Here is a 24439-nt window from a genome sequence, read left to right on the forward strand (position 1 = left end):
ATGGGAGGTAAAATTTCATATTGCATTTGTTTTCTGGTTTTTACCATTTTTTTTGTTGCTCCAACAGTGGCACAGACCAGCGAGCAAAAGGCTTTGGAGGCCAAACGGGAACGACTTCAACAGGAAATCAAGGAAATCAACCGATTACTCTTTGCTGAACGCAAGGAAAAGGGAACCATTTTGGACCAGATGGAGGCCTTGGACAATAAGATCAATGTGCGCCAAGAACTGATCAGGGTCACCAATCAGCAATCCAATTTGCTCAATAGGCAGATCAATGTCAACATAAGGAACATTAGCAAGCTTCGGGAAGATCTTAAAGTATTGAAAGAAGATTATGCCCAACTCATCCAAAAGACCTATCAGAACAAATCCCAGAACAATCGATTGATGTTCTTGTTGAGTGCCGAGAATTTTTTTCAGGCCTTCAAAAGACTCCAATACATGCAGCAATATGCAAAGCATCGCAAGAAGCAGGGGGAAGGTATCATCCAGAAAACGGAGGAATTGGCCCAACTCAACCAGGATTTGGTGGTACAGCGTAAAGAAAAGGAACAGCTCTTGGCGGAGAACACCAAGGCCAAGAACGAGCTTTCCCGCGAAGTGGAGTCCCAAAGGGACCTTTTAAGGAGCGTTCGCCAAAATGAGGCAAAGTATACCGCTGCTATTGCCGAAAAGCAAAAGGAGGCCCGTAGAATTGATCGTGAGATTGAAAGAATGATTCGCAGTGCCATAGCCAGTTCCAATAAGAGCTCTGGAAAATCTACCAGTACCACAAAGTTTGCGCTGACCCCGGAAGCCAAGTTGTTGGCCGATAACTTTTCATCAAATAAGGGGCGGCTCATCTGGCCGGTGGAGAAAGGGATAAAAAGTCAGGGATATGGCGTTTACGCTGACAAAATCTATCCTGGAATAAAACACCAGAACAATGGCGTTACCATTACCACGGATAAAGGAAGCCAGGCGCGGGCCATTTTTGAGGGCGAAGTCATTGCCATTATCTCGGTACCCGGAGGAGGAAAGGGAGTTACAGTCAAACACGGAAACTATATCAGCACCTACTACAACCTTTCCACATTATATGTGAAGAAAGGCGATAAAGTGGCTGCCAAAGAAGCCTTGGGCGAAATTTATACCAATCGGTTGGACGGCTCCACAAAATTGAAGTTTTATTTGTTTCAGGATTCCAATCGACTCAACCCCGAGGATTGGATATATCAGCTATAACACATGGAAAAAATCACAGATTTACAAGGGACTTTTACATTGCATAACGAAGTCCAAATGCCCTATTTTGGGTTGGGAGTCTATCTCTCCAAAGACGGCACTGAAGTCATCAACGCGGTAAGAGATGCCTTGGACCATGGCTATCGACATATAGATACCGCTGCCATCTATGACAATGAAGAAGGTGTGGGTATCGGTATCAAAGAAAGCAGAATCCCTCGAAGGGATGTGTTTTTGGTGAGCAAGGTGTGGAATACCGATCAAGGCTATGATAGCACGCTAAAGGCTTTTGAAGCCAGTCTAAAGCGATTGGATACGGATTATCTGGACCTATACCTGATCCATTGGCCCAAGGGAGAATTATCCAAGGAAACTTGGAAGGCCCTAGAACGACTTTATAAGGAAAGGCGTGTTCGCGCCATTGGGGTAAGCAACTTTTTACAGCACCATTTGGAGGATTTGTTGACCTCGGCCGAGATTGTCCCCATGGTGAACCAAATGGAGTTCCATCCGTATTTGGTGCAGCAGGATTTGGTGGATTTCTGTCGTGCCAAGGGCATCCAGTACGAAGCTTGGTCGCCCATGATGCAAGGAAACATCTTTGACCTTGAGATTATGAAAGCGCTGGCCTCCAAGTACAACAAGACCGTTGCGCAGATCGTGCTGCGTTGGGACCTTCAAAAAGGGGTGGTCACCATCCCAAAATCTTCTAAAAAAGAGCGGATCATCTCCAATGCCGCTATTTTCGACTTTGAACTAAGCCCGGAAGATATGCATCGGTTGGATGCCTTGGACCGTGGCAAACGCTTTGGTCCGGACCCGGATAATTTTGATTTTTAGGCAGATTGCCATACGGAAAAAAATGTCTATAGGGAGCTGATTTTAAGCATTATCCCTCATCCGTCAACTCAAACCCTGTATCCGTCAATTTGGACGGTGTACATTGGGCCTAAACTGTGAAATTGTCTCTCAATACTTAAAATTTTGAGAGATATGAGAAAATTACAACACACAGTATCTGTTTTTATATGGGTTTTGGCCCTGTTGGGAATCTCCTGTAGCGGTTCCGATGATGGTACGCCCATTGACCCAGATGGGGATTGTACCAAGAAAACGTTCTATTTGGACAGCGACAAGGACGGCTTCGGCGATGCCAACAGTACAAAGTCCGAATGTACAAAACCCAATGGTTACGTAGAGGACAAGACCGACCCCGATGATAGCAATGCCCTGATATTCCCTGGTTGTGAGGCCAAATACTACCCAGACAGTGATCAAGATGGTTTTGGAGACCCCAACGGGGAGGCCTCTTGTGCGCCAATGGAAGGCTATGTGGAAAACAGTGACGATTTGAATGACGAAGATGCTTCCATAATTAATTGTAGTGACCCTCAATATTTTCTGGACAGTGATGGGGATGGATACGGAGACCCTACAAAACCTTCCTGTACCGCAAAAGAAGGCTATGTGATGGACAACACCGATTGTTATGATGGGGACAACAATGTACATCCGGGCATAATGCTTATCTATGGTAAAGATTTGGATGGGGATGGTGCTCCGGGAGATTTGGATACGGTTGAAGTCAATGCATGTGAAACAGGCTCAGTTCCAGATGGATATTATGTGATTTTTCCTTATCCAGACTGTGATGATCAAGATCCCAATGTAGGTGATGTGAGAATTTATGCTTCTATAGATCAAGATGGAGATGGATATCTAAGTGTTAACGTGTTTCAATTTACAGAGTGTGATCCCCTTCCCGGAGGCTATGTTGAAGTAGACTATGATAACCCCATTTTGTTTGACTGCGATGACCAAGACCCCAATATCTATCCGGGCAATGGTTGTGGAATATGATTCGTTCAGACTTAATGACTAGTTGCGGGCCAAAACTTTGGCCCGGACTTTTCTTTTTATATCTAAGACAAAAACAAGGCCTTAAGCTCGGTAGCATCTGAGGGCTTCAATTTTCCCGCCAAGGCCAAACTCAATTATTTTCTGCGCAAAGCAGCGACAAAATGTTCCCTGCTACCGCAAGATTGTATCTTATGGTTAACACTCACACCGGGAAATCTGCAATTGTCATTTCGATATGAGGAACGTAGTGACGATTGAGAAATCTCACCCAACCATGGATTTCTCGAACGAGAAACGAGGAGGAATCTCCCAATCATAAGACTTCTCGTCGTTCGTACCTCACTCTGTCGAAATGACATAGAAATTTGGGGCAATTAGTGTCCGTCCCCAATGCCATTATTTGCTTGACATGGAATCCAATAATCTTAAAATTAAATCGTGGTTTCACTCGGCTTGGAAATCATCAATCGAGTGGTTTTTCCTTCAGATAAACTTGTTGAAGCCAGAAAAACTGTATCGAAAATCAATCCAAAAACAAAGCTTTAAGCTCCGTGGCGTCTGAGGGCTTCAATTTTCCGGCCAAGACCAAGCTCAACTGTTTTCTCCGTAAAGCGGCGGCAAAACGTTCCTTTTCCAAGTCTGTTTCAGGGGCAAGTTCCGGGACTTCGGTGGGTTTTCCGGTATCGTCCACGGCCACAAAGGTATAAATGGCCTCATTGGCCTTGGTGCGTTCGCCTGTAAAGCGATCTTCGATCCATACATCAATAAAAATTTCCATGGAGGTCTTGAACGCCCGGGAAACGGCCGCTTCCACAGTCACCACACTGCCTAGGGGCACCGCCCTGTTAAAAGCCACATGGTTCACGGAGGCCGTAACGGTAATCCTGCGGCTATGCCTACGGGCCGAAATACTGGCCGCCCGATCCATACGGGCCAAGAGTTCCCCGCCAAACAGATTGTTCAAGGGGTTGGTCTCACTGGGGAGGACCAAATCGGTCATTACGGTTCTGGATTCGCTTGGAGTTTTGGCGCGCATACCTTTGAATTTTGCGCAAAGATATTGAAGTGCGGTATCGTATTAAAGAAAAGTGGGCTTATTTCTCGGAAAGGAGCCAAGCATCACGCGATTCGGAGGCTTTTACCTTTTTAAGGAAAGTTAGAGCCTCTTTGGGGTCCTCAAAACTATCATAGGCCACTTGATGTAGGCCGTATTTGTTGACTCCCAAATAAATCGCATTGAAACCTTTGGTTTTAAGCTCTTCAACACGCTTTCCGGCATTTTCCTCCATTCGGAAGGCACCAGCGATGACGTGGTGCTTGCCCAATTTCCTTTTGGTAACGTCCAAACTAATCGCGGGCAGTTCCAAGGGATCACTTTCAAAGAAAGTAGCTTCTTGGATCAAACGGGATACCTCTTCCTGAGCTTCTTGTTGCACAGCGACCTGTTTCTGTTGAAGATCACCATAAGTGCGGTAGGAGGTAACACCCAAGGAAACGGCCAAAAATAGCACAGCCGCATACTTTAACCAAGGCCTGAACGAGGTTTGCTCCCTTTTTTCAGGAGTGATGATGAACGGAATTTTTTCTTCGAGTTCTTCAACTTCCTCTTTTAGCACCTCACGCTGGATGGGTGTGGCCGAAAAAGCGGACAGTCCAAAAGATGAGGTCAAAAAGTTGGTTCTGTTCTCAGGTTGGAATTGGATACGGCGTTCATTGTTGTACCAGAGCTTTCCGATACCGAACAACTCAATGCTTTCCCCTTGTTCCAGTTTTTTCATCCAAGAGTGGGACACAGCTTCCACTTCCTGCAACAACTCCTCATAACCCAACTTTTTTTCCTTGGCAATATGGGATACCAAAAGTCCATCATTTTTGGACAATTGGGCATTAAAGGAAATGGTCTTGGAAGGAGGGACCAAGGTGTTGGTCGTTACATCGATTCCTGCGGATTTTCCGTGTGCGAGGAATGCCCCAAAACCGGGTACCACAACACAATTGTAATCGAACAGCAATTTTTCTATGTAAGAATCAATCCGCATGGCCACAAATATTGCAAAAAATATAGGAGAACAAAATAGGAGGGATAACTTTTTATTAACATTTGAAAATCTGTATTTTGTGAACAATTATCACACCCAAATCAAATGACTGAACCTGAAATTATTGCGGCGCTCCGCCTGCAGGCCATTCCCAATATTGGCGATATCACGGCCAAGAAATTAATTTCCCATTGTGGTAGTCCAACAGCCATTTTTAAAGATAAACCGCAACATCTTTTAAAGATTGAGGGGATTGGGCGGTTTACCTTGAAGGGACTCCACGATGCGATGTATCTGGATGAAGCCGAATGCGAATACCGATTTATTTCCGATGAGAACATCCAGACGTCCTATTTTATGGAGGAAGACTATCCAACCTATTTGAAACATTGTGTGGATGGTCCCATTCTAATTTTTAAAAGGGGCAATATCAACTTGAGGGAGAAAAGGATCATCAGCATAGTGGGAACTCGAAACATTACAAGCCATGGCACTGCTTTTTGCGAGGCGTTTGTGGAAGAAATTGCCCCGTTGGACCCGATTTTGGTGAGTGGCTTTGCCTATGGGGTGGACATTGCCATTCAAAAGGCGGCCATGAAGAAGGGTTTGCAGACCGTGGCGTGCTTGGCCCATGGCCTCAACCAAATATATCCCAAGGCGCATAAAAAGTATGTGGCGCAAATGGAACGGAATGGTGGGTTTATCACGGAATTTTGGAGCAGTAGCAATCCAGACCGAGAAAACTTTTTAAAACGGAACCGGATCATAGCTGGGATGAGCGAGGCAACCTTGGTAGTGGAATCGGCTGAAAAGGGAGGGAGTCTTGTTACGGCAGATTTGGCCAACGGGTATAATCGGGAAGTGTTTGCCGTACCGGGGAGGAGCACGGACAAGTTCAGTAGGGGCTGTAATGATCTTATTAAAAGGCAAAAGGCCCATTTACTTACCTCAGCAGCAGATTTGATCTATCTTTTGGGGTGGGAATTGGAGGAAAAAAAGGAGAAAATACCTTTACAAAAACAGCTTTTCATCGATTTGGATGCAACAGAAAGGTCTGTCTATTCTTACCTGCAGTTGAACGGAAAACAGTTGTTGGATACCGTGGCTTTGGAGTGTAATCTGCCTATCCATACAACCTCATCCACACTTTTGAACTTGGAAATGAAAGGTCTGATCCGACCAATGCCCGGAAAACTGTTCGAAGCGACTTAATCAATAAACAATGGACAATAAGCAATGACCAATGATCAATAGCCCAACTTCTCCCGCACCCGTTCCAAAACCCCATTGGCCACTTTTTGGGCCTTTTGGGCGCCAATGGCCAAGGCTTCATCCACCTCATCCAAGTGGTTCATGTAGTAGTCGAACTTTTCACGGGGCTCTTTAAACTTCTCCACAATAAGTTCGTACAAGGCTTGTTTGGCATGTCCGTAGCCATAATTGCCCGCCAGATAGTTGGCACTCATCTCTTCTATCTGTTCGGGAGTGGCCAAAAGTTTGTAGAGGCCAAAAACATTGTCCTTGCTCGGGTCTTTGGGCTCTTCCATGGGTGTACTGTCCGTTACGATGCCCATGATCTGTTTGCGCAGCTTTTTGTCCGTTTGAAATAGGTTGATGAGGTTATCGCGGCTCTTGCTCATTTTCTCCCCATCGGTGCCGGGAACGTACATGGTGTCTTCATGGACTTTGCCTTCAGGTATTACAAAGGTCTCTCCCATTTGATTGTGGAAACGGGAGGCCACATCTCGGGTCATTTCCAAGTGCTGCAGTTGGTCTTTCCCTACGGGAACAATGTTGGCATCGTACAGTAAAATATCCGCAGCCATGAGCATGGGGTAGGTGAAGAGCCCAGCGTTCACATCTTCCAACCGATCGGCCTTATCCTTGAACGAATGGGCCAAAGTAAGTCGTTGGTACGGAAAAAAGCAGCTAAGGTACCAAGCCAGTTCGGCCGTCTGTGGCACATCGCTCTGGCGGTAAAAAACGGTTTTGTCTATGTCCAGCCCAAATGCCAACCATGCCGCTGCAATGGCATAGGTATTGTTTCGCAGCAACTCCCCATTTTTGATCTGGGTGAGCGAATGCATGTCAGCAATAAAAAGAAAGGAATCGTTATTGGGGTCTTGCGCCATTTCAATGGCAGGCTTGATTGCCCCCAAGATATTTCCCAAATGGGGCGTTCCTGTACTTTGGATTCCGGTGAGGATACGGGCCATGTTACGTTTTTGCCCGTAAAAATACGTATCCGAGGGGGATAAAAAAAGCGGCAAAAGCCGCTAATTTATTTTCTTTGGAAAAGCTACTTCTTAAATAGACTGGCCACAAAAAGAAGGACAATGGCCCCAATGACCCCGGTAAGCAGATCACCAATCACTCCAGAGCCTATGTGGATACCCAAAGTGCCAAAAAGCCAGTTGCCCACAATGCCGCCTACAATACCAAGAATAATGTTCAACAAAACACCAAAGCCGCCTCCTTTCATGATTTTTCCGGCGAGCCAGCCTGCAAGTGCCCCTATCAATAATGCATAAAGTAATCCCATTGTTACAAGTTTTAATGGTTAGTCCTATAAAGATATTCAAAAATTCTACTTTTATAACATGCTTCCTATGATCAGAAATGCAGGACATATCCTGTACCGGATTTGGTTTTACGTGCTGGTGGCCGTTCCCATTCTAGTTTTTTTTCCCTTTTTGCTGTTGGCCACGGTTTCGGAAAGTACCTATCCCCAATTTTTTTGGCTGGCTAGAAACTTATGGGCAAAGCCCATTCTGTATGGCATGGGATGCTTTCCGAGAATTATCCGGGAGCAGCAAATGGAGAAAGGAAAGAGTTATATGTTGGTGCCCAACCACGCCAGCATGTTGGATATTATGTTGATGTTGGTGGTGAGCAAGAACCCATTTGTGTTTGTGGGTAAAAAGGAACTGGAGAAGCTTCCTGTTTTTGGATTTTTCTATAAAAGGGTCTGCATTACTGTGGACAGAGAGGATGTGAGGAGCAGGACCGGGGTATACCGCCGTGCGCAACGAAGATTGGACCAGGGGTTGAGTATCTGCATATTTCCGGAGGGGGGAGTACCGGAGGAACATGTTATTCTGGACGAATTCAAGGATGGGGCCTTTAAAATGGCCATTGCCCATAAAATCCCTATAGTGCCCATTACGTTTTACGATAACAAAAAGCGGTTTTCCTTCACGTTCTTGAGTGGTTCGCCGGGACCGGTACGGGCCAAAGTGCACCATTTTTTTGAAACTGGGATTTTGGCGGAAGAGGATAAGTCGACCTTAAGGGAAGAAGTAAGGGAAATCATGCTCAAAGAATTGATGGAGGATATCGGGGCTAAATAAGGTTGGGAAGTTTCAAGATGATATTTCGTACATGGCCTTTTTCACCAGAAGCATCCGTAATCGAATAAGTGATCGTGTAATTTTTAATTGAATTTAATAGATTGATTTGATCTTCCCATTGGAGAATGCTTTCCCGATGCTCGGGATGGTTTTCCGTGAAAGAATCCATATTTGGGCTTTTATGCTGGACCTCCATGATGACCGAGTTGTCCAAAACCTTGAAGGTGATATTGAAAAGTTGGTTTTTTTGCTGCTTGGACATGGACCGTTCTATGACATTTTCAAAAAGAGTCTGTACCACAAGGGAAGGGATGGTGGCTTCATCCACTTTGTCTGAACCCTCCAAAATGGTAACACCATAATTGAACGAACCATCATAACGCAGCTTTTGTAATTTCAGGAATGCATTCAGCATTTCAATTTCTTCCCTAAGGGATACCGTATCCCGCTCCAATTGATTTAAATAGAACCGGACCAGTTTACTGAAGGTGGACAGGTATTCCAAGGCCAACTTCTTTTTTTCGGTGGTGATGAAGTACTGGATGGAGTTGAGTGAGTTGAAGACAAAATGGGGGTTGAGTTGTGAGTTCAAGGTTTTCAACTTCAGTTCCAACATTTCTTCCTTGATTTCCAACAATCGGTCCTTTTCTGCCATCAAGGCGAGATTGTCCCTGACACTTTTCATTTTTATGGCACAAATGGATGCAATGGCCGAAAGCATTTTAAGATGATGGTCGGTGAAGAAATTGGCTTGGGGGTGTTCGCAATCAATGACCCCATAAATGGTACCTTCATAGCTGATGGGCACACAGATTTCAGAAAGGCGCAAGGCATCGTCCTCTATATACCTAATATCTTTTGAAGTGTCTTTGATGATTTCTGCCTGACCACTTTGGGCCACATATCCTGTAATGCCATCGCCAAAGCTTATCTCAACGGGCTTGTACAATTTCCGGTCTTTTGGATTTTTAGGCCCGTAAGCGGCTTTTTGCACTAATAGGTTGTTTTCATGGTCCACGAGGTAGACCACACAGTCCACAAATCCTAGTTTGGCAATGCAGTTTTTGGCCAAATCCCACAAGATATCCTCTTCGTTTACTTTGCCCATCAAGGACTTTGAAAAATAGATCAGGATGTCTTCGAATTGACTGTTTTTCAAAAGGATAGCTTTAACATGGAAGATGAATATATGAAATTTCCTGAAATTTTTATGAGAAACTCCCTATACAAAGTTCTAACGTCTGAAGGGTACAATTTTCATGATAACCTACCTTTTTGACCCCAAAGGGACAACGATGACTACCTTGGTGCCCAAAGGCACATTGTGCTTGTCCACCTTGTCGATGATCTCTACTTTGCCAGAGCCGTAGGGCCAGGAAGCCAATCTTGAAAGGGTGACCTCCAACCCTCTTGACTTTCTTTTTTCTTGGTTGGGACCGGTAGCATTTTGATGGTTGTTTCTTCCTATCCCCGTATCATCGATTGTGCAGATCAAATCATCATCCTTCTCTTCAAAAGCAACCGTCAATTCTTTTTGGCCAGACGTTTTGGGCAATAGGCCATGTAGTATTGCATTTTCAACAAAGGGTTGTGTGATCATGAAAGGGATGTCCATTTCCAAAGGCACAAGCCGTTCTTCTACCTCCACCCTGAAGGAAAAGGCATGGTCAAAACGCAACGACTCCAGTTCCAAATAGTCGTTCAACATTTTAATCTCTTCATCCAAGGTAGCCTGCCCATCTATGGACGCTTCCAGTGCATTTCTGGTTATACGGCTGAATTTGGAAAGATAATTGAGCGCACTGGTGTTCTTTTTCTTCAGGATAAGATGTTGTATGGAGCTGAGCGCATTAAAAATAAAGTGCGGGTTTATTTGAGCGCGTAGTGCTTTGTTTTTATTGATAATGGCCTCTTGCTTAAAATAAATTCCTTGGAGATGTTCATCAAAAGCCTTGTAGGTCAATCCATAGGCAAAAAAGAGCATTTCCAGGGTTGAACCAATGGCCAAGAACAGTGAATTGCCATAGAGCATAGGGTCGTTGCCTGCCTTTAGATTGAAGTAGTAGTAAACGATAATGCTTATAAAGAAACAACTGGATCCAATGAGAAAGATCTTGCTGATTCGGTTTTTGTTGTAAAAGAACAAATACACCAAAAAGGAAACCGTGATCAAAAAGGATACCACGCGTAAAACCAGAATAAGATAAATATGTCCCAAGTGATAGGTAAAGAGCAAGAAAACCAAATCGACAACCAGCATCAGAACATGTATGTAGACACCTACTTTAAGAAAGTAATAAACCCGGGGGTATTCTTTTTTTACGTTCAGGTAGAATAGGATAAATAAATTGTAAGCTATTCCTATGAGTATTGAGTTGGTTTCCAGTAGCCAACTTTTTAAAAGGGTATTGTTCACATGGAGCTTGTCCAACAGGATCACTTCTTCTTGGAACAGATAGATGATTTTAAAGAAGACAAATGACGAATAAAGAAGAAACTCAATTTTCCTGAAATGGAAAAAATAAACAAGCATGATGATGCCGATGGTAAAGCCAATTCCCATATAAATATAATTGGGGATGGATTTCGCTATATCACTCCACGTGTAGCTGTTGGACTCTGAGTTTTGTTGATAGGTAAAAGACCAATTGGTAACAGGTTCAATAAACTTTACGCGCTTTACCCTCAAGAACAGGTATCGATTTTGTATAAGGGATTTAAAATCCAAAGGGATTTCGCAATGATATTTTGATGATGTAATTCTTTTGGCGATGGTGTTTTCATCCAACTGCCCTATGGGCCTTGTAACGATTGAATCGAGTTTTTGATAGAAAATCTCACCAAAATCAAAATAGTTCAGTTTTAAATACCGTATGCTATCATTTAGTTTGGAAGTAGCCCCACGTTTAAAATCCAGTAGTATCCAATAGGTGTCTTCGGGGCGGGTATTGTTAAAAGCGTCTTCCGGAAATGAAAATTTATCTATGGAACGGTAGGCTTGGTCAAAATCCAATGTATCCCCAGTAGTTTTTAATATCTTAAACTGGATGGCATCCCCTACATCGGATTTTGGTTGTCGGTTTTGACCCTTATGCTCACTGATTATAAGGCAGATAAAACCGCATGTCAATAGAAGTCTGATTAAAGAAACAGACATACCCTATGGTTTTATAAAGGAAATTACACAAAAATAAAAATTGGGAAATCCCTTACATTTTTGAAGCGAAATAGAAGTGCCCCACCATAGGGCGGGGCACTTAAGTGATTGCCTAAAGGGGCAATCTTCCTAACCAACATCTTTATAGCTAGAACTTAAAGCTGACACCACTGTACACACCAACGGAAAAAGGCTGGAATTCCCCGGCTGTTTTGGAAAAGGTGTTCATCTGATATTTAAAAACAGGCTCTATGTTAAGCTGTACTTTGGGTGTAAACTTATAATTGAACCCCATCCCAAAATTGGCACTGAAGTTAACATCGTTGGCGTTGGTGGCTTCTCCAATTTCGGTTACCAATCCTTCCGATTCCAACAATACCGAATTGTCCACCAGGAATAGGGAACTTACCCCTCCGATAAGGTCAACACCAAATTTTCGGTCTATCAAGGCATAATCAACTTCCAAAGGAACTTCTATATAGCCCAATTGTTGGACCATTTTTCCATCAAAAACAGGAATTGCATTGGAAGCCAGTTCCAAAAAGGCGTCAGTTGGGAGGTTATCCGGAAGGTTGTTCTTGCTCTGCACCACTACGGTCTGTGACTTTTGACTGTAGTTGATATTGTCCAACTTCTCATCTGCGGCAACCCTTGAAGAGGAGGAAAAGACCACATCGTTGGTATCGTACCCATAATTTACCCGATGCACCCCAGAACGCACCTTTACTTTTTTTCCTACTTCATAGGCAACGGTAAGTCCGTAGCTTAAATTGAAATTCCCGGATTTGGAATTACTGGCAAAATCGGAATGAATGGGAGAACCGCCTCCAGTGGCATTAAAGTATACCGGTGCCACGGAGGGTCCTACAGACCATTTGCCCGAGTTGGTGTTGGCCACGATCGCTTCTTCATCTTCCTGCTCTTTTATGGCGTCATAAATGGATTTCTTTTCAGGTTGCTCCTTTTGATTGGCCGCGATGCTCTCTTTTTGGCTTTCTTGATCCAAACCTTTGGAAATTGTTTGCTCCTTATTGTTTTGTGCTATGGCTTCTTGGGCATTGTTGTCTGTTATGGTACTTTCAACGTCATCCGATACATTTTTGTTCATGGCCAAAGCGGCACCTTTCTGATTTTGGCTTTTTATAGAAACACCTTGATCAACTTTGGAAGTTTTGTTGTTTGGAGAATCCGTATTGGCCAATTGGTCTTTGGAAGCCATACTCTGGTTCTGGTTGAAGTTGCTTTCCGAACCATTTTGTTTGCTTTTTTCAGTTGCTGAAGTGGATTCTACCAACCCTTGTGCACTTTCATTCGTGGAAGAATTGTTTTGATGGGACGAATTCTCGTCTGCACCAGTCTTCTGTACAGGAGTTTCGGTGTCTGAAATGATGATTTGATCATCTTGTTCCGTACCCAACGGATTGATGATGTAGAACAAGATGGCCAACAATGCGGCCACACCACCCAATTGCCACCAAATGGGCACTATCCGTTTTTTTCGTTTCTTCTTGTCCAAGGAAACTTCAATAGACTCCCAGACTCTGTCGTCCGGGGTCTCTTGAAACCCTTCAAAGGTCTCCTTGAACAATTGCTCTAAATTCTTTTTCCCCATTGTTAAGTTCTTTAAGCAATGTTTATTTTCTTTTTTTCAATTTTTTCCCTCAAAATCATTTTGGCCCGGGCCAAATTGGATTTGGAGGTTCCTGTGGATGTCCCCAACATCTCACTGATCTCTTTATGGCTATAGCCGTCCAAAACATACAGGTTGAACGTTAGCCTATATTTGTTTGGTAATTCTTGGATATACCCCAGTAGGGTGGACAGGCCTATGTCTGCCTGTTCTATATCCAATTCCAAGTCGGGATCATCTCCCATATTTTCCGATACCACGTCCAGATATTGTTCCTTTCGGTATTTCTGAAGTACGGTATTTACGGTAATTCGTTTGATCCAGCCTTCAAAGGACCCTTGAAAACTGTACTGATCTATCTTGCTGAAAATGGTCATAAAACTGTCATGGAGGTTATCCTCCGCTTCGGTTCTATTCTTGGAGTACTTGAGGCACATACCGAAAAGAATACCGGAATATCTCCGGTATAGTTCGGCCTGCGCATGCCTTTCCCCTTTTTTACAGTTATATATCAGTTCTTCAAGATCCAAATGTTGGTCAATTTTGGATTGTTACTGTCTAAAATTTCTAATTTGTTTGTGCGTCTGCTACTGGGACGCTGTATTCCAAAAACACGGGTCTATCATTTTGATCTTGCCCGGCATAAAATTTAAAATGGTATTCACCTGTGAAAATGACATTGAACTTAAGGGTGGCAATCACCTCTTCAAGAGCCTCTGTACATGCTGTGTCATCATTAGTAAGTACGGACCCTTGTAGGTACACCTCCCTATCGGTCTCTCCCGTTTTGTAAACCTCAAACTTTTCAAAGTACGTACAGCCATTGGGCCTTACATATGTGACTTTGATGTCGTAAGTTTCATTGAGTTCAAAAGACTCGGGCATCTCAGCCTCCACCGTTTTCAAGGTAGTGAAATAAAAATTAGGGGTGTCATCGTCCAAGCTGCATGAGCTGAGCCATGAAAACGCCAAAAACCATAGTAGGGGAACTAATACTTTTCTCATTTAAAATCCTTGCTTTGTACACCCTAGATGTGTAGTGTGGCCAAGGGTTGCGTAAGATTTTCACAGGGAAAAGTTAATCTTGTCCAATTACTGCTTCGGCAGATTTATGCGCTCACAGCTGAAATAGCTTCTTTGATTTTGGTCTCAAGTTCTTCGGAGAGTTCTGGGTTGTCCAATAAAAGTGCTTTTACGGCATCCCTTCCTTGGCCCAATTTGGTATCGCCATAACTGAACCAAGAACCACTTTTCTTGATGATTTCATAGGCTACTCCCAAATCGATGATTTCACCAACTTTGGAAATCCCTTCGCCATACATGATATCAAACTCAGCCGTTTTGAACGGTGGGGCCACCTTGTTCTTGACCACTTTTACACGGGTCTTGTTTCCTTGTACATCCCCATCCGTACTCTTTATTTGGGTGGAACGTCTAATATCCAACCGAACCGAAGCGTAGAACTTAAGGGCATTACCACCAGTAGTGGTTTCCGGATTACCGAACATCACCCCGATCTTTTCCCGCAATTGGTTGATAAAGATTACCGTACACTTGGTCTTGCTTATGGTAGAGGTCAATTTCCTAAGGGCTTGCGACATGAGTCGGGCATGGAGTCCCATTTTGGAATCACCCATTTCCCCTTCGATTTCACTTTTTGGGGTCAAAGCCGCAACAGAATCCACAATAACAATATCAATGGCTCCGGAACGAATCAGGTTGTCAGCAATCTCCAACGCTTGTTCCCCGTGATCGGGTTGGGAAATGATAAGGTTGTCAATATCCACGCCCAACTTTTTGGCATAAAAACGGTCAAAGGCATGTTCAGCATCGATAAAGGCAGCAATACCCCCAGCTTTTTGGGCTTCGGCAATGGCGTGCAAGGTCAACGTGGTCTTACCGGACGATTCGGGACCGTAGATTTCAATGACCCTTCCCCGTGGGTATCCACCAACGCCCAAAGCAACATCCAGTCCCAAGGATCCCGTAGGGATTACCTCAACATCTTCCACCACACTATCACCCATTTTCATTACGGCACCCTTTCCGTAGGTCTTGTCCAACTTGTCCAGGGTTAGTTTAAGGGCTTTTAATTTTGCTTCTTTATCGTTGCTCATGGTTCAAAGGATTAGGAAGGCTAAAATACCATTTCTTTCTTCATGGCACAAAGGCCACGCAACCTTTTTATAAGTTATGAATCTAAGGGGTACTAACTCAATATCCATAGGGCGAACATTGGTTCGACATTCAAGGTAGGGAGAAAATATAGCTATGAAAAAGACCAAAGTGGTTTTAAAAAGGGCTTCCGGACTATGGAAGCCCTTTTCTTTTTACCTCAAGAGAATTTGTATCTTTGCCCCGTTTTTATTTTGAACTATTCTTTAACTTAAATTATTGGTATAGCATGCAACTGTACAATACATTAAGCGCAAGGGAAAGGGAAAAACTTATTGAGGAAGCCGGGCAGGATCGGCTTACCATCTCTTTTTACAAGTACGCGCACATTGGGAATCCCCACATTTTACGGAACCATCTTTTTTTGGCTTGGAACGAAATGGACGTTCTGGGTAGGATTTATGTTGCCTATGAAGGGGTAAATGCCCAACTTTCCGTTCCTGCTGAAAATTTTGAAACGTTCAAGACCCACTTGGACAGCATCACTTTCTTGGAAAATGTTCGATTGAACATTGCCATTGAGCAAGACAATAAATCCTTCCTGAAGCTGAAGGTCAAAGTCCGCAAAAAAATTGTGGCAGACGGATTGAACGACAACACCTTTGATGTCACCAACAAAGGCGTCCATGTGGGCGCGGAGCAATTCAATGAGCTTATTGAAGACCCAGATACGGTTTTGGTGGACATGCGGAACCACTATGAAAGTGAGATAGGGCATTTTAAAAATGCCGTTACCCCGGATGTGGACACATTCAGGGATTCTTTGGATATCATTGAAGCCGATTTGGCCGAACACAAAGAAGACAAAAAACTGGTGATGTACTGTACCGGTGGAATCCGTTGCGAAAAGGCCAGTGCCTACTACAAGCACAAAGGGTTTAAAAATGTGTACCAGTTGGAAGGGGGCATCATTGAATACACCCGGCAGGTGAAGGCCAACAATCTTGAAAATAAATTTTTAGGCAAAAACTTTGTTTTTGACCACCGAAGAGGGGAGCGTATTTCGGAGGATATCATCTCCAATTGCCACCAGTGCGGGAAACCCTGCGACAGCCATGTGAATTGTGCCAACGAAGCCTGCCATTTGTTGTTCATCCAGTGCGAGGAATGCGCCGCGGCCATGGACAACTGTTGCTCCACGGAATGCCAAGAAATCCATGCGTTGCCTTATGAAGAACAGAAGAAACTTCGCAAAGGCAAGGAAGTCAGCAACAAAATTTTTAAAAAGGGGCGTTCCGAAGTCTTAAAGTATAAGAGATAGTATTCAAAAAATGGACCCCCTGATGTTTTCAGGGGGGTTAAGAAGTTCTTATTTCTTTTAGCCTAATTCTGGCATTCCGCATCCCCTTGGATGTCCCAGCCATTTGCAAGAAGGGTGTTTCTGGCAGTAATGGCTTCACTGCCGCAGTAGGTAAGCCCATTTGCGCCCAAAACCATGTTAATAGGTAAATTGTCCTGTGCGGCCCAACCGATCAATGTGTCATTGTAGTTTTCGGTGGAAATCCCAGAATCATTTAACATATTATTCATATTTGTGACATAGCCGATGTCCCATTCACCTAAATTTGCGTTAAAAGAACTTGCGCCGTCAAACATCCAAGATAAATTGGTGACTTTAGATAAATTAGGTTTGTCGGTGGCAGCATTAGCCATGTTTGCGCATCCAGAAAAAGAGGAGCCAAAATCCTTCCACTCAATTGTCCCCCATTGATTTATGGCAATTAATTGATGTCGGGTAACGTTGCCAAACATAGTGATTTTTGGAAATGTCCCATTTATGGCAACTATGTAGGTGCCTTCAGTCGAATAAATATGTGTTGGGGATTCACTTTGAGTAATTATCTCAATCGTTCCATCTCCCCAATCAATGGTATAGTCATATGTTAAATTTTGATCTGTACCAATTTTAATTATATCATCATTTTTTTCAGTTATCCAGGTAGTAACAAAAGAGTCTGGATTTTCAATAAGCGTATCAGCTACATTGGTTACGGTGACGGTCACCACAGCTTCTGTGGCATTGGTCCCATCGCTGACGCTAACGGTGATCTGGTGCGATGTGGCGGTTTCGTAATCGAGGTTCTGGCCCTCGGCCAAACTGATTTCGCCATCGTTATTGATGGCGAACAGCCCATTGTCATTTACCGATATGTCGAAGGTGATCGGGTCCCCATCGGGGTCGCTCACATTTTCCAAGGTGTATAGTGTAACACCAACTTCTGAATCCTCACTGGCCTCAAACCCTTGGTCCCCGATTTCGGGTGCTTGGTTGGTGGGAACCACTTCGGTAATGTTTATGGTGATGGTGGCCGTGGCACTGTCTGTTCCGTCACTGACACTTACGGTAATGGTGTAGCTGTTGGTAACGTCAAAATCCAAGGTCTGTCCGGAAGCAAGGGTCAAAATCCCACTTGTGGATATTTTGAACGGGCCGGCCTCACCGGTTATTGAATATTCCAAGTTGTTGCCATCGGGGTCGGTTGCGGTAATTTGTGCAAGATTGTCACCGGGCGCACTGGATTCAAGTATGGAGATAGTTCTGTCCTGGATGGAAGGTGGATTGTTCGCTTCCTTTTTCGGTCCATCGTCTTTGCTGCAGGAATGCAGGGCAAAAGCGATAATACTTACAATAAGTAGTAATTTCAATTTCATAATTTGGGATGTTAAAAGATTAGGCTTCAAGATGTGCATAATCTTCAGATGATATTGGGGCGATCTAACCAATGGCATAACCCGGTTGACGGATGGCACATATAAATTGACGGGGTCGTGCCTTTCAAGAAAACACTGGGGACACACACTTATGTTTCAGGATGGCAACAAATTGTGCTATATTTACATTTGAGTAATTTTTATGAACCCTATTTAGGAGAGCATTCGATGTTTTCTTAAATCAACATACAAAATATGGCGTGTAGCAGTTGTTCAACCGGCAAGGATGGACAGCCGCGTGGTTGCAAGAACAACGGGACTTGCGGCACTGATGGTTGTAACAAGCTAACGGTCTTCGATTGGCTTTCCAATATGTCGTTGCCCAACGGTCAAAAACCTTTTGATTGCGTTGAGGTACGTTTCAAGAACAGTAGAAAAGAATTTTATAGGAATGCGGACAATCTTCCGTTATCCATAGGGGATGTGGTGGCCACCCAGGCCAAATCCGGTCATGATGTGGGTATGGTGACCCTCACCGGAGAATTGGTGCGCATCCAAATGAAGCGCAAAAAGGTCTCGGCAGACGACAAAACCCTTCCCAAAATTTACAGAAAGGCCACCCAACGAGACATTGATATTTGGCAAAAATGCCGTAATCGCGAAGAGGAAATCAAAAAACGATCCCGTGAAATTGCCATTTCCTTACGGCTTGAGATGAAGTTGAGCGATGTAGAGTTCCAAGGCGATGGATCAAAGGCCACCTTCTATTACACGGCGGAAGACCGAGTGGATTTTAGGCAGCTTATTAAAGATATGGCCAAAGCCTTTGGTATTCGTATAGAGATGCGTCAGATAGGGTATAGGCAGGAAGCACAGCGCTTGGGCGGCGTAGGTTCCTGCGGACGGGAATTGTGTTGCTCTACATGGTTAACAGACTTCAGGTCGGTAAGTACGGCATCGGCCAGATACCAGCAATTGGCCTTGAATCCCCAAAAGCTGGCGGGTCAATGTGGTAAGCTGAAATGCTGTCTGAACTATGAGTTGGACATGTATTTGGAGGCATTGAAAAACTTTCCGCCCCAAGACAGCAAATTGCTGACCAAAAAGGGAATTGCCTTTTGCCAGAAAGCGGATATTTTTAAAGAAACCTTATGGTTTTCCTATAAAGATGACCCCGCCACGTGGCATACCTTGAGCAAGGACCAGGTGTTGGAAATCCTGGAACTGAACAAGAAGAACGAGAAAGTGGATAGCTTGGAAGAATACGCCCAAGATAATATCGATGAGGAAAAGGCGACCTTTGAAAATGTGGTGGGACAAGACAGTTTAACGCGATTTGACAGGCCTAAAAAGAGAAGGAATAAGAAGCGTCGAAAAAAACCTAACCCAAAAGCATCCTCCAATGCGTAATCTTTTAGCCCTGTTGGCGTTGGTGCTGATGGCCACATCCTGTAACGATCAATTGGTCTTTTCGGAATATGAGGCCATAAAAAATGGACAATGGGAGATGAGTGGCCCTGTGGCATTTGAATTTTCCGGGTTGGATTCCACCACTACGCATAATGTGTTCATCAACATTAGAAATGATGACTCCTTTCCATTCAGCAACCTTTTTTTGATTGCCGAACTGGAGTCTCCGGGAGGCAATACCATCAAGGATACATTGGAATACAAAATGGCCGAACCCACAGGGGAATGGTTGGGCACCGGTTTGGGAAGTGTCAAGGAAAGTAAACTTTGGTTTCAGGAAAACATCGTTTTTCCCGATTCAGGCGTATATAAAGTGAACATTTTCCATGCCATGCGCAGAAATGGGGATGTAGAGGGCCTCCATGTGTTGGAGGGCATTACGGATGTTGGTTTGGAAATAGAAAAAAGCACCCAATAACAATGGCAAAAGCAAAACAAAAGGAGCAAAAGGGCTTCTTTACCTACATTAAATGGTTTTGGATTCTTTTTGGGTCCGGCGTTCTCTTCGCTATATTGATTTTTCTCTTGGCCTCTTGGGGTGTATTTGGGGAGATGCCCACCTTCGAGCGATTGGAAAACCCAGAAACCAATTTGGCTACAGAGTTTATTTCTTCCGATGGTGAAACTTTGGGAAAATTGTATTTGGATGATAACCGTACGCCGGTTTCATTTGACAAACTACCTCAAAACTTGGTCAATGCCTTAGTGGCCACAGAAGATGCTAGATACTATGATCATTCTGGTATCGATGCAAGAGGGTTTATCAGAGCTTTGGCCTATTTAGGTAAAAAAGGGGGAGCGAGTACTATTTCACAACAGTTGGCCAGACAATTGTTTATTGGGGTTAGGGACAAGGAAAGTACTACGAATGCCATTTTGCAAAAAATTCAGGAATGGGTAATCGCTACCCGTCTGGAGCGAAATTATACCAAGGAAGAAATCATAGCAATGTACTTGAACATTTATGATTTTGGTTATGCAGCTGATGGTATCCGTTCCGCTTCAAGAATATATTTTGGAAAAGAACCGCATGAACTTCGTACCGAAGAATCCGCTGTATTAGTGGGGATGTTGAAAAATTCATCTTTATATAATCCTATCCGGAGGGAAGAATTAGTGTTCAACCGAAGAAATACAGTGCTTGGTCAAATGGCCAAATATGATTACATCACTGAAGAGGAAAAAGATTCCTTGCAGGCTTTGAAGATGAAAATCAACTTTAATCCAGAATCGCATAGAGAAGGCTTGGCAACCTATTTTAGGATGTACATGCAACGCTGGTTGGGTAATTGGGTGGAGAGCCACCCAAAACCAGATGGGGAGAAATACAATATTTACCTAGATGGACTCAAGGTATATACCACTATTGATTCCCGGATGCAAAAAAATGCAGAGGAAGCGGTCGAGGCCCATATGAAAAACCTACAGGCCGAATTCTTCCATCAAAACACACCGGATAGAAATCCAACGGCACCGTTCTTGGACATTAGCAAAGGTGCTATTGATACCATTATGCGTAGCGCCATGAAAACCTCCCCGAGATGGCGACATTTAAAGCGGGAAGGACTGTCCGAAAAGGAGATTGAAGCTACTTTCCATGAAAAAGCGGAAATGACCGTGTTTGATTGGAACAGTGACTCCTATGAAAAGGACACCATCATGACCCCCATGGATTCCATTCGCTACTACAAGACCTTCCTGAGAACGGCCATGATGTCCATGGAGCCCCAAACGGGCCATGTAAAAGCATGGGTTGGGGGTGTGGACTACAAACACTTTCAGTATGACAACGTGTATCAGGGAGCAAGACAAGCGGGATCTACCTTTAAACCTTTCGTGTATGCAGCGGCCATAGATCAGTTGCGGTATTCGCCTTGCGACTCGTTGCCCGATAACCAATACTGTATTGAGCCATTGAAACATGGCAATATGGAGGCATGGTGCCCCAAAAACTCAGACGGAAAATATTCCGGGAAGAACCTAACCTTAAAAAGTGCTTTGGCCAACTCTGTAAACACCATTACCGCCCAGTTGATTGATAAGGTAGGACCGGGATCGGTTGTGGCCATTGCCAAGAACATGGGCATTACCCGTGATATTCCTGAAGTCCCTTCCATCGCTTTGGGAACCCAGGACATCAATGTCTATGAAATGGTGGGGGCCTATGGCACTTTTGCCAACCAAGGCGTATATGTAAAACCGGTCATGGTGACCCGGATAGAGGATAAGAATGGTACGGTCCTTTATGAGTACACTCCGGAGACCAAGGATGTGCTGAGCAAAGATGTGGCCTATGCCATGGTAAACCTTATGGAGGGGGTTACCCTATACGGTTCAGGAGGAAGGTTACGGCATACTTATGGGAAGAATCAGACCGTGTATAAAGAAATTATCACGGGATACCCTTATGAACTTACTAATCCCATTGCGGGTAAAACAGGAACTACCCAAAACCAAAGTGATGGTTGGTTCATGGGCATGGTACCCAATTTAGTGACCGGCGTATGGGTAGGTGGAGACAACAGGAGCATCCACTTTTCCAGATTGCTTTATGGTCAAGGAGCCGCCATGGCACTCCCTATTTGGGCAATCTATATGAAAAAGAATTACGAAAATGAGGAATTGGGGGTCTCTAAAGAAGCCTTTGAGAAACCCGAAAATCTGTCAATCAATGTGGATTGTACCAAAGTTTTGGAAGACCTTCAAGATGAGTTGGATACGGAGGACGACCTGGAGGATATCGATTTCTAACCTTGAAGAACATAAAAAAAGCGTTGGCCCCAAGCAGAATGTCTTGGGGCTTTTTTATTAAAATCGTATTTTCAAGCATCAGAAAATATAATATTCATGATCAATAAAACGGTTTCCAATGTCCATAAGGCCCTTGATGGGGTAGCTGATGGGATGACCTTTATGCTGGGGGGCTTTGGCCTTTGCGGAATTCCCGAAAATGCCATTGCCGAGCTTGTACGATTAGGCATCAAGGACATTACCTGTATCTCCAACAATGCCGGGGTGGACGATTTTGGCCTTGGACTTCTTTTGCAGCAGCGCCAGATCAGGAAAATGATATCCTCTTATGTGGGTGAGAATGATGAATTTGAACGCCAAATGCTGAGTGGGGAATTGGAAGTTGAATTGACTCCTCAGGGTACTTTAGCCGAAAAATGTAGGGCGGCCCAAGCAGGTTTCCCGGCCATTTATACCCCGGCAGGATATGGCACGGAAGTCGCTGAAGGAAAGGAAACCCGTGAATTTGATGGGAAGATGTACGTCCTGGAACCTGCCTTTAAGGCGGATTTTTCGTTTGTAAAAGCATGGAAAGGCGATGAGGCCGGAAATCTCATATTCAAAGGTACGGCCCGAAACTTTAATCCTTGCATGTGCGGGGCGGCCAAGATTACCGTGGCGGAGGTTGAGGAGTTGCTTCCGGGCGGAAGTCTGGACCCCAACGAGATCCATATCCCAGGGATTTTTGTACAACGGATTTTCCAAGGGGAAAAATACGAGAAACGAATTGAGCAAAGAACAGTTCGTAAAATGAAATCAATGTAATAATGAATTAATGGTAAAAAGGGAAAATGTAATCGTTACCAAATCCGTTGATTTTGCCCTTAGGATAATTGATTTTTGTGAAACCCTAGAAAAACAACGGAAATTTGTTGTTGCCAATCAATTGCTAAAATCAGGAACAAGTATTGGTGCCAATATTCATGAAGCACAAAATGCGGAAAGCAGAGCTGATTTTATTCACAAAGTAAAAATAGCCTTAAAAGAACTTGAAGAAGTGAAGTATTGGTTAACCCTTTGTGAAAAGGCAGAAAACTATCCTTTTAAACCAAGTTTAAAGGATAATGCGGACGAGTTGGGAATAATAATGTATAAGATTGTAAGTACAAGCAAACGAAATCTTAAAAATTAATTCATTACTACATTAAAAACATTAGAGCATTATTTATATGTTGGACAAAAACGGAATAGCAAAACGTATTGCAAAGGAAGTCAAGGATGGATACTATGTGAATCTGGGCATAGGCATACCCACCTTGGTGGCCAATTTTGTGCGGGACGATATCAGTGTGGAATTCCAGAGCGAGAACGGGGTATTGGGCATGGGTCCATTTCCGTTTGAGGGAGATGAGGATGCCGATGTCATCAACGCAGGAAAACAAACCATAACCACTTTGCCCGGAGCTTCTTTTTTTGATTCTGCGTTGAGTTTTGGAATGATCAGGGGAAAGCATGTAGACCTGACCATTTTAGGCGCCATGGAAGTGGCCGACAACGGCGATATTGCCAATTGGAAGATTCCCGGTAAAATGGTAAAGGGAATGGGTGGGGCCATGGATTTGGTGGCTTCTGCGGAAAACATCATCGTGGCCATGATGCACACCAACAAGGCGGGTGAATCCAAACTCTTGAAACGCTGTACCCTGCCTTTGACCGGAGTAGGTTGTGTAAAGAAGATCGTGACCAATCTGGCGGTTCTGGAGGTCACCCCGGAAGGCTTTAAACTTCTTGAACGGGCCCCTGGAGTAACCGTTGAGGATATTGTGAAGGCTACGGAAGGAAAATTAATGGTTGGGGAAGAGGTGCCCGAGATGAGCATTTAGCAAATATCATTCGCTTTTTTACAACAAAAAGAAATGGTTACACAACATTAGTTTTATATTGTCATTCATCGATTTTATATTTGGTTATATCGAATTTTTTACCCAAATTGATAACCGAAAAAGCAACACCATGGCAGCCAAATTAAACCACACCACCATGGACGAAAATGTCCAGATTTATCGAAACGATTTTTTTACAGGATTTATGTTACTCATCAAGAAGCTTTTTATGCTTTAGACGTATAATTCCCCCTGAAAAATTTTGG

Annotated in this window: 23 protein-coding genes and 1 pseudogene; 12 read left to right on the top strand and 12 right to left on the bottom strand. The window is 43.9% G+C overall.

The features are described from left to right. From F8C76_RS12665 to F8C76_RS12675, 3 genes are all read left to right on the top strand, one after another. Positions 1 to 1227, top strand: a complete 1227-nt coding sequence (locus F8C76_RS12665) for a murein hydrolase activator EnvC family protein (protein ID WP_152132063.1) — start codon at positions 1 to 3, stop codon at positions 1225 to 1227. A gap of 3 nt (positions 1228 to 1230) precedes the next feature. After that, positions 1231 to 2067, top strand: coding sequence for an aldo/keto reductase (locus tag F8C76_RS12670; RefSeq protein ID WP_152132065.1), 837 nt, complete (start codon positions 1231 to 1233; stop codon positions 2065 to 2067). Between the two features lie 153 nt (positions 2068 to 2220). Further along, positions 2221 to 3087 carry a hypothetical protein gene (locus F8C76_RS12675; RefSeq protein WP_152132067.1) on the top strand — a complete coding sequence of 289 codons (867 nt, stop codon included), beginning with the start codon at positions 2221 to 2223 and terminating at the stop codon, positions 3085 to 3087. A 62-nt stretch (positions 3088 to 3149) separates the two neighbouring features. Here F8C76_RS12675 and F8C76_RS18970 read toward each other — a convergent pair. From F8C76_RS18970 to F8C76_RS12690, 3 genes and pseudogenes are all read right to left on the bottom strand, one after another. Then, positions 3150 to 3254, bottom strand: a pseudogene (locus F8C76_RS18970) (acyl-CoA thioesterase); the annotation flags it as partial. Positions 3255 to 3610: 356 nt separating this feature from the next. Next, entirely contained in the window at positions 3611 to 4123 is a 513-nt protein-coding gene (locus F8C76_RS12685; RefSeq protein ID WP_152132069.1) for an acyl-CoA thioesterase, read from the bottom strand. Positions 4124 to 4181: 58 nt separating this feature from the next. Further along, positions 4182 to 5126, bottom strand: a complete 945-nt coding sequence (locus F8C76_RS12690) for an HU domain-containing protein (protein ID WP_152132070.1) — start codon at positions 5124 to 5126, stop codon at positions 4182 to 4184. Between the two features lie 105 nt (positions 5127 to 5231). Here F8C76_RS12690 and dprA point away from each other — a divergent pair, with 105 nt between their 5' ends. Then, on the top strand, positions 5232 to 6338 hold the full coding sequence (gene dprA / locus F8C76_RS12695) for a DNA-processing protein DprA (protein ID WP_152132072.1): 1107 nt from the start codon (positions 5232 to 5234) through the stop codon (positions 6336 to 6338). 35 nt (positions 6339 to 6373) lie between these two features. Here the strand turns inward: dprA and trpS are convergent, their stop codons facing one another. Together trpS and F8C76_RS12705 are read right to left on the bottom strand one after the other, a co-directional pair. Then, a complete protein-coding gene (trpS, locus tag F8C76_RS12700; protein WP_129653953.1) occupies positions 6374 to 7342 on the bottom strand; it encodes a tryptophan--tRNA ligase in 969 nt (322 codons plus the stop codon). A gap of 83 nt (positions 7343 to 7425) precedes the next feature. Then, positions 7426 to 7668 carry a GlsB/YeaQ/YmgE family stress response membrane protein gene (locus F8C76_RS12705; protein WP_129653954.1) on the bottom strand — a complete coding sequence of 81 codons (243 nt, stop codon included), beginning with the start codon at positions 7666 to 7668 and terminating at the stop codon, positions 7426 to 7428. Positions 7669 to 7726: 58 nt separating this feature from the next. Between F8C76_RS12705 and F8C76_RS12710 the strand changes: the two genes are divergently transcribed. Continuing rightward, on the top strand, positions 7727 to 8476 hold the full coding sequence (locus F8C76_RS12710) for a lysophospholipid acyltransferase family protein (protein ID WP_152132073.1): 750 nt from the start codon (positions 7727 to 7729) through the stop codon (positions 8474 to 8476). Here the strand turns inward: F8C76_RS12710 and F8C76_RS12715 are convergent. The 6 genes from F8C76_RS12715 to recA form a co-directional block, all read right to left on the bottom strand. Continuing rightward, positions 8469 to 9635: a histidine kinase gene (locus tag F8C76_RS12715; protein WP_249042412.1), complete on the bottom strand. Its 1167-nt coding sequence runs from the start codon at positions 9633 to 9635 to the stop codon at positions 8469 to 8471. The genes F8C76_RS12710 and F8C76_RS12715 overlap by 8 nt on opposite strands. A gap of 108 nt (positions 9636 to 9743) precedes the next feature. Continuing rightward, on the bottom strand, positions 9744 to 11633 hold the full coding sequence (locus tag F8C76_RS12720) for a sensor histidine kinase (protein WP_152132074.1): 1890 nt from the start codon (positions 11631 to 11633) through the stop codon (positions 9744 to 9746). 148 nt (positions 11634 to 11781) lie between these two features. Further along, positions 11782 to 13245, bottom strand: a complete 1464-nt coding sequence (locus tag F8C76_RS12725; protein ID WP_152132075.1) for a hypothetical protein — start codon at positions 13243 to 13245, stop codon at positions 11782 to 11784. A gap of 11 nt (positions 13246 to 13256) precedes the next feature. Beyond that, entirely contained in the window at positions 13257 to 13793 is a 537-nt protein-coding gene (locus F8C76_RS12730; RefSeq protein ID WP_152132076.1) for an RNA polymerase sigma factor, read from the bottom strand. A 37-nt stretch (positions 13794 to 13830) separates the two neighbouring features. Then, on the bottom strand, positions 13831 to 14268 hold the full coding sequence (locus F8C76_RS12735; protein WP_152132077.1) for a hypothetical protein: 438 nt from the start codon (positions 14266 to 14268) through the stop codon (positions 13831 to 13833). 104 nt (positions 14269 to 14372) lie between these two features. Next, positions 14373 to 15380, bottom strand: coding sequence for a recombinase RecA (gene recA, locus F8C76_RS12740; protein WP_152132078.1), 1008 nt, complete (start codon positions 15378 to 15380; stop codon positions 14373 to 14375). Positions 15381 to 15667: 287 nt separating this feature from the next. Between recA and trhO the strand changes: the two genes are divergently transcribed. Next, entirely contained in the window at positions 15668 to 16699 is a 1032-nt protein-coding gene (trhO, locus tag F8C76_RS12745) for an oxygen-dependent tRNA uridine(34) hydroxylase TrhO (RefSeq protein WP_152132079.1), read from the top strand. 62 nt (positions 16700 to 16761) lie between these two features. Here the strand turns inward: trhO and F8C76_RS12750 are convergent, their stop codons facing one another. After that, a complete protein-coding gene (locus F8C76_RS12750; RefSeq protein WP_170284026.1) occupies positions 16762 to 18090 on the bottom strand; it encodes a cadherin domain-containing protein in 1329 nt (442 codons plus the stop codon). A 255-nt stretch (positions 18091 to 18345) separates the two neighbouring features. Here F8C76_RS12750 and F8C76_RS12755 point away from each other — a divergent pair, with 255 nt between their 5' ends. The 6 genes from F8C76_RS12755 to F8C76_RS12780 all read left to right on the top strand — a co-directional run bounded on the left by F8C76_RS12755 (position 18346) and on the right by F8C76_RS12780 (position 24173). Next, positions 18346 to 19500 carry a PSP1 domain-containing protein gene (locus tag F8C76_RS12755; RefSeq protein ID WP_152132083.1) on the top strand — a complete coding sequence of 385 codons (1155 nt, stop codon included), beginning with the start codon at positions 18346 to 18348 and terminating at the stop codon, positions 19498 to 19500. Beyond that, entirely contained in the window at positions 19493 to 19978 is a 486-nt protein-coding gene (locus F8C76_RS12760; protein ID WP_152132085.1) for a gliding motility lipoprotein GldH, read from the top strand. Before F8C76_RS12755 ends, F8C76_RS12760 begins: the two co-directional genes overlap by 8 nt. Positions 19979 to 19980: 2 nt before the next feature. Beyond that, entirely contained in the window at positions 19981 to 22311 is a 2331-nt protein-coding gene (locus tag F8C76_RS12765) for a penicillin-binding protein 1A (protein WP_152132087.1), read from the top strand. 96 nt (positions 22312 to 22407) lie between these two features. Continuing rightward, positions 22408 to 23115, top strand: a complete 708-nt coding sequence (locus tag F8C76_RS12770) for a CoA transferase subunit A (RefSeq protein ID WP_152132089.1) — start codon at positions 22408 to 22410, stop codon at positions 23113 to 23115. Positions 23116 to 23125: 10 nt separating this feature from the next. After that, positions 23126 to 23482 carry a four helix bundle protein gene (locus F8C76_RS12775; protein ID WP_152132091.1) on the top strand — a complete coding sequence of 119 codons (357 nt, stop codon included), beginning with the start codon at positions 23126 to 23128 and terminating at the stop codon, positions 23480 to 23482. A 37-nt stretch (positions 23483 to 23519) separates the two neighbouring features. Further along, complete coding sequence (locus F8C76_RS12780; protein ID WP_152132093.1) at positions 23520 to 24173, top strand: 3-oxoacid CoA-transferase subunit B; 654 nt, start codon at positions 23520 to 23522, stop codon at positions 24171 to 24173. Positions 24174 to 24439: the final 266 nt, after the last annotated feature.

The sequence above is a fragment of the Flagellimonas olearia genome (genome assembly GCF_009184425.1).
Classification (GTDB): Bacteria; Bacteroidota; Bacteroidia; order Flavobacteriales; family Flavobacteriaceae; genus Flagellimonas; species Flagellimonas olearia.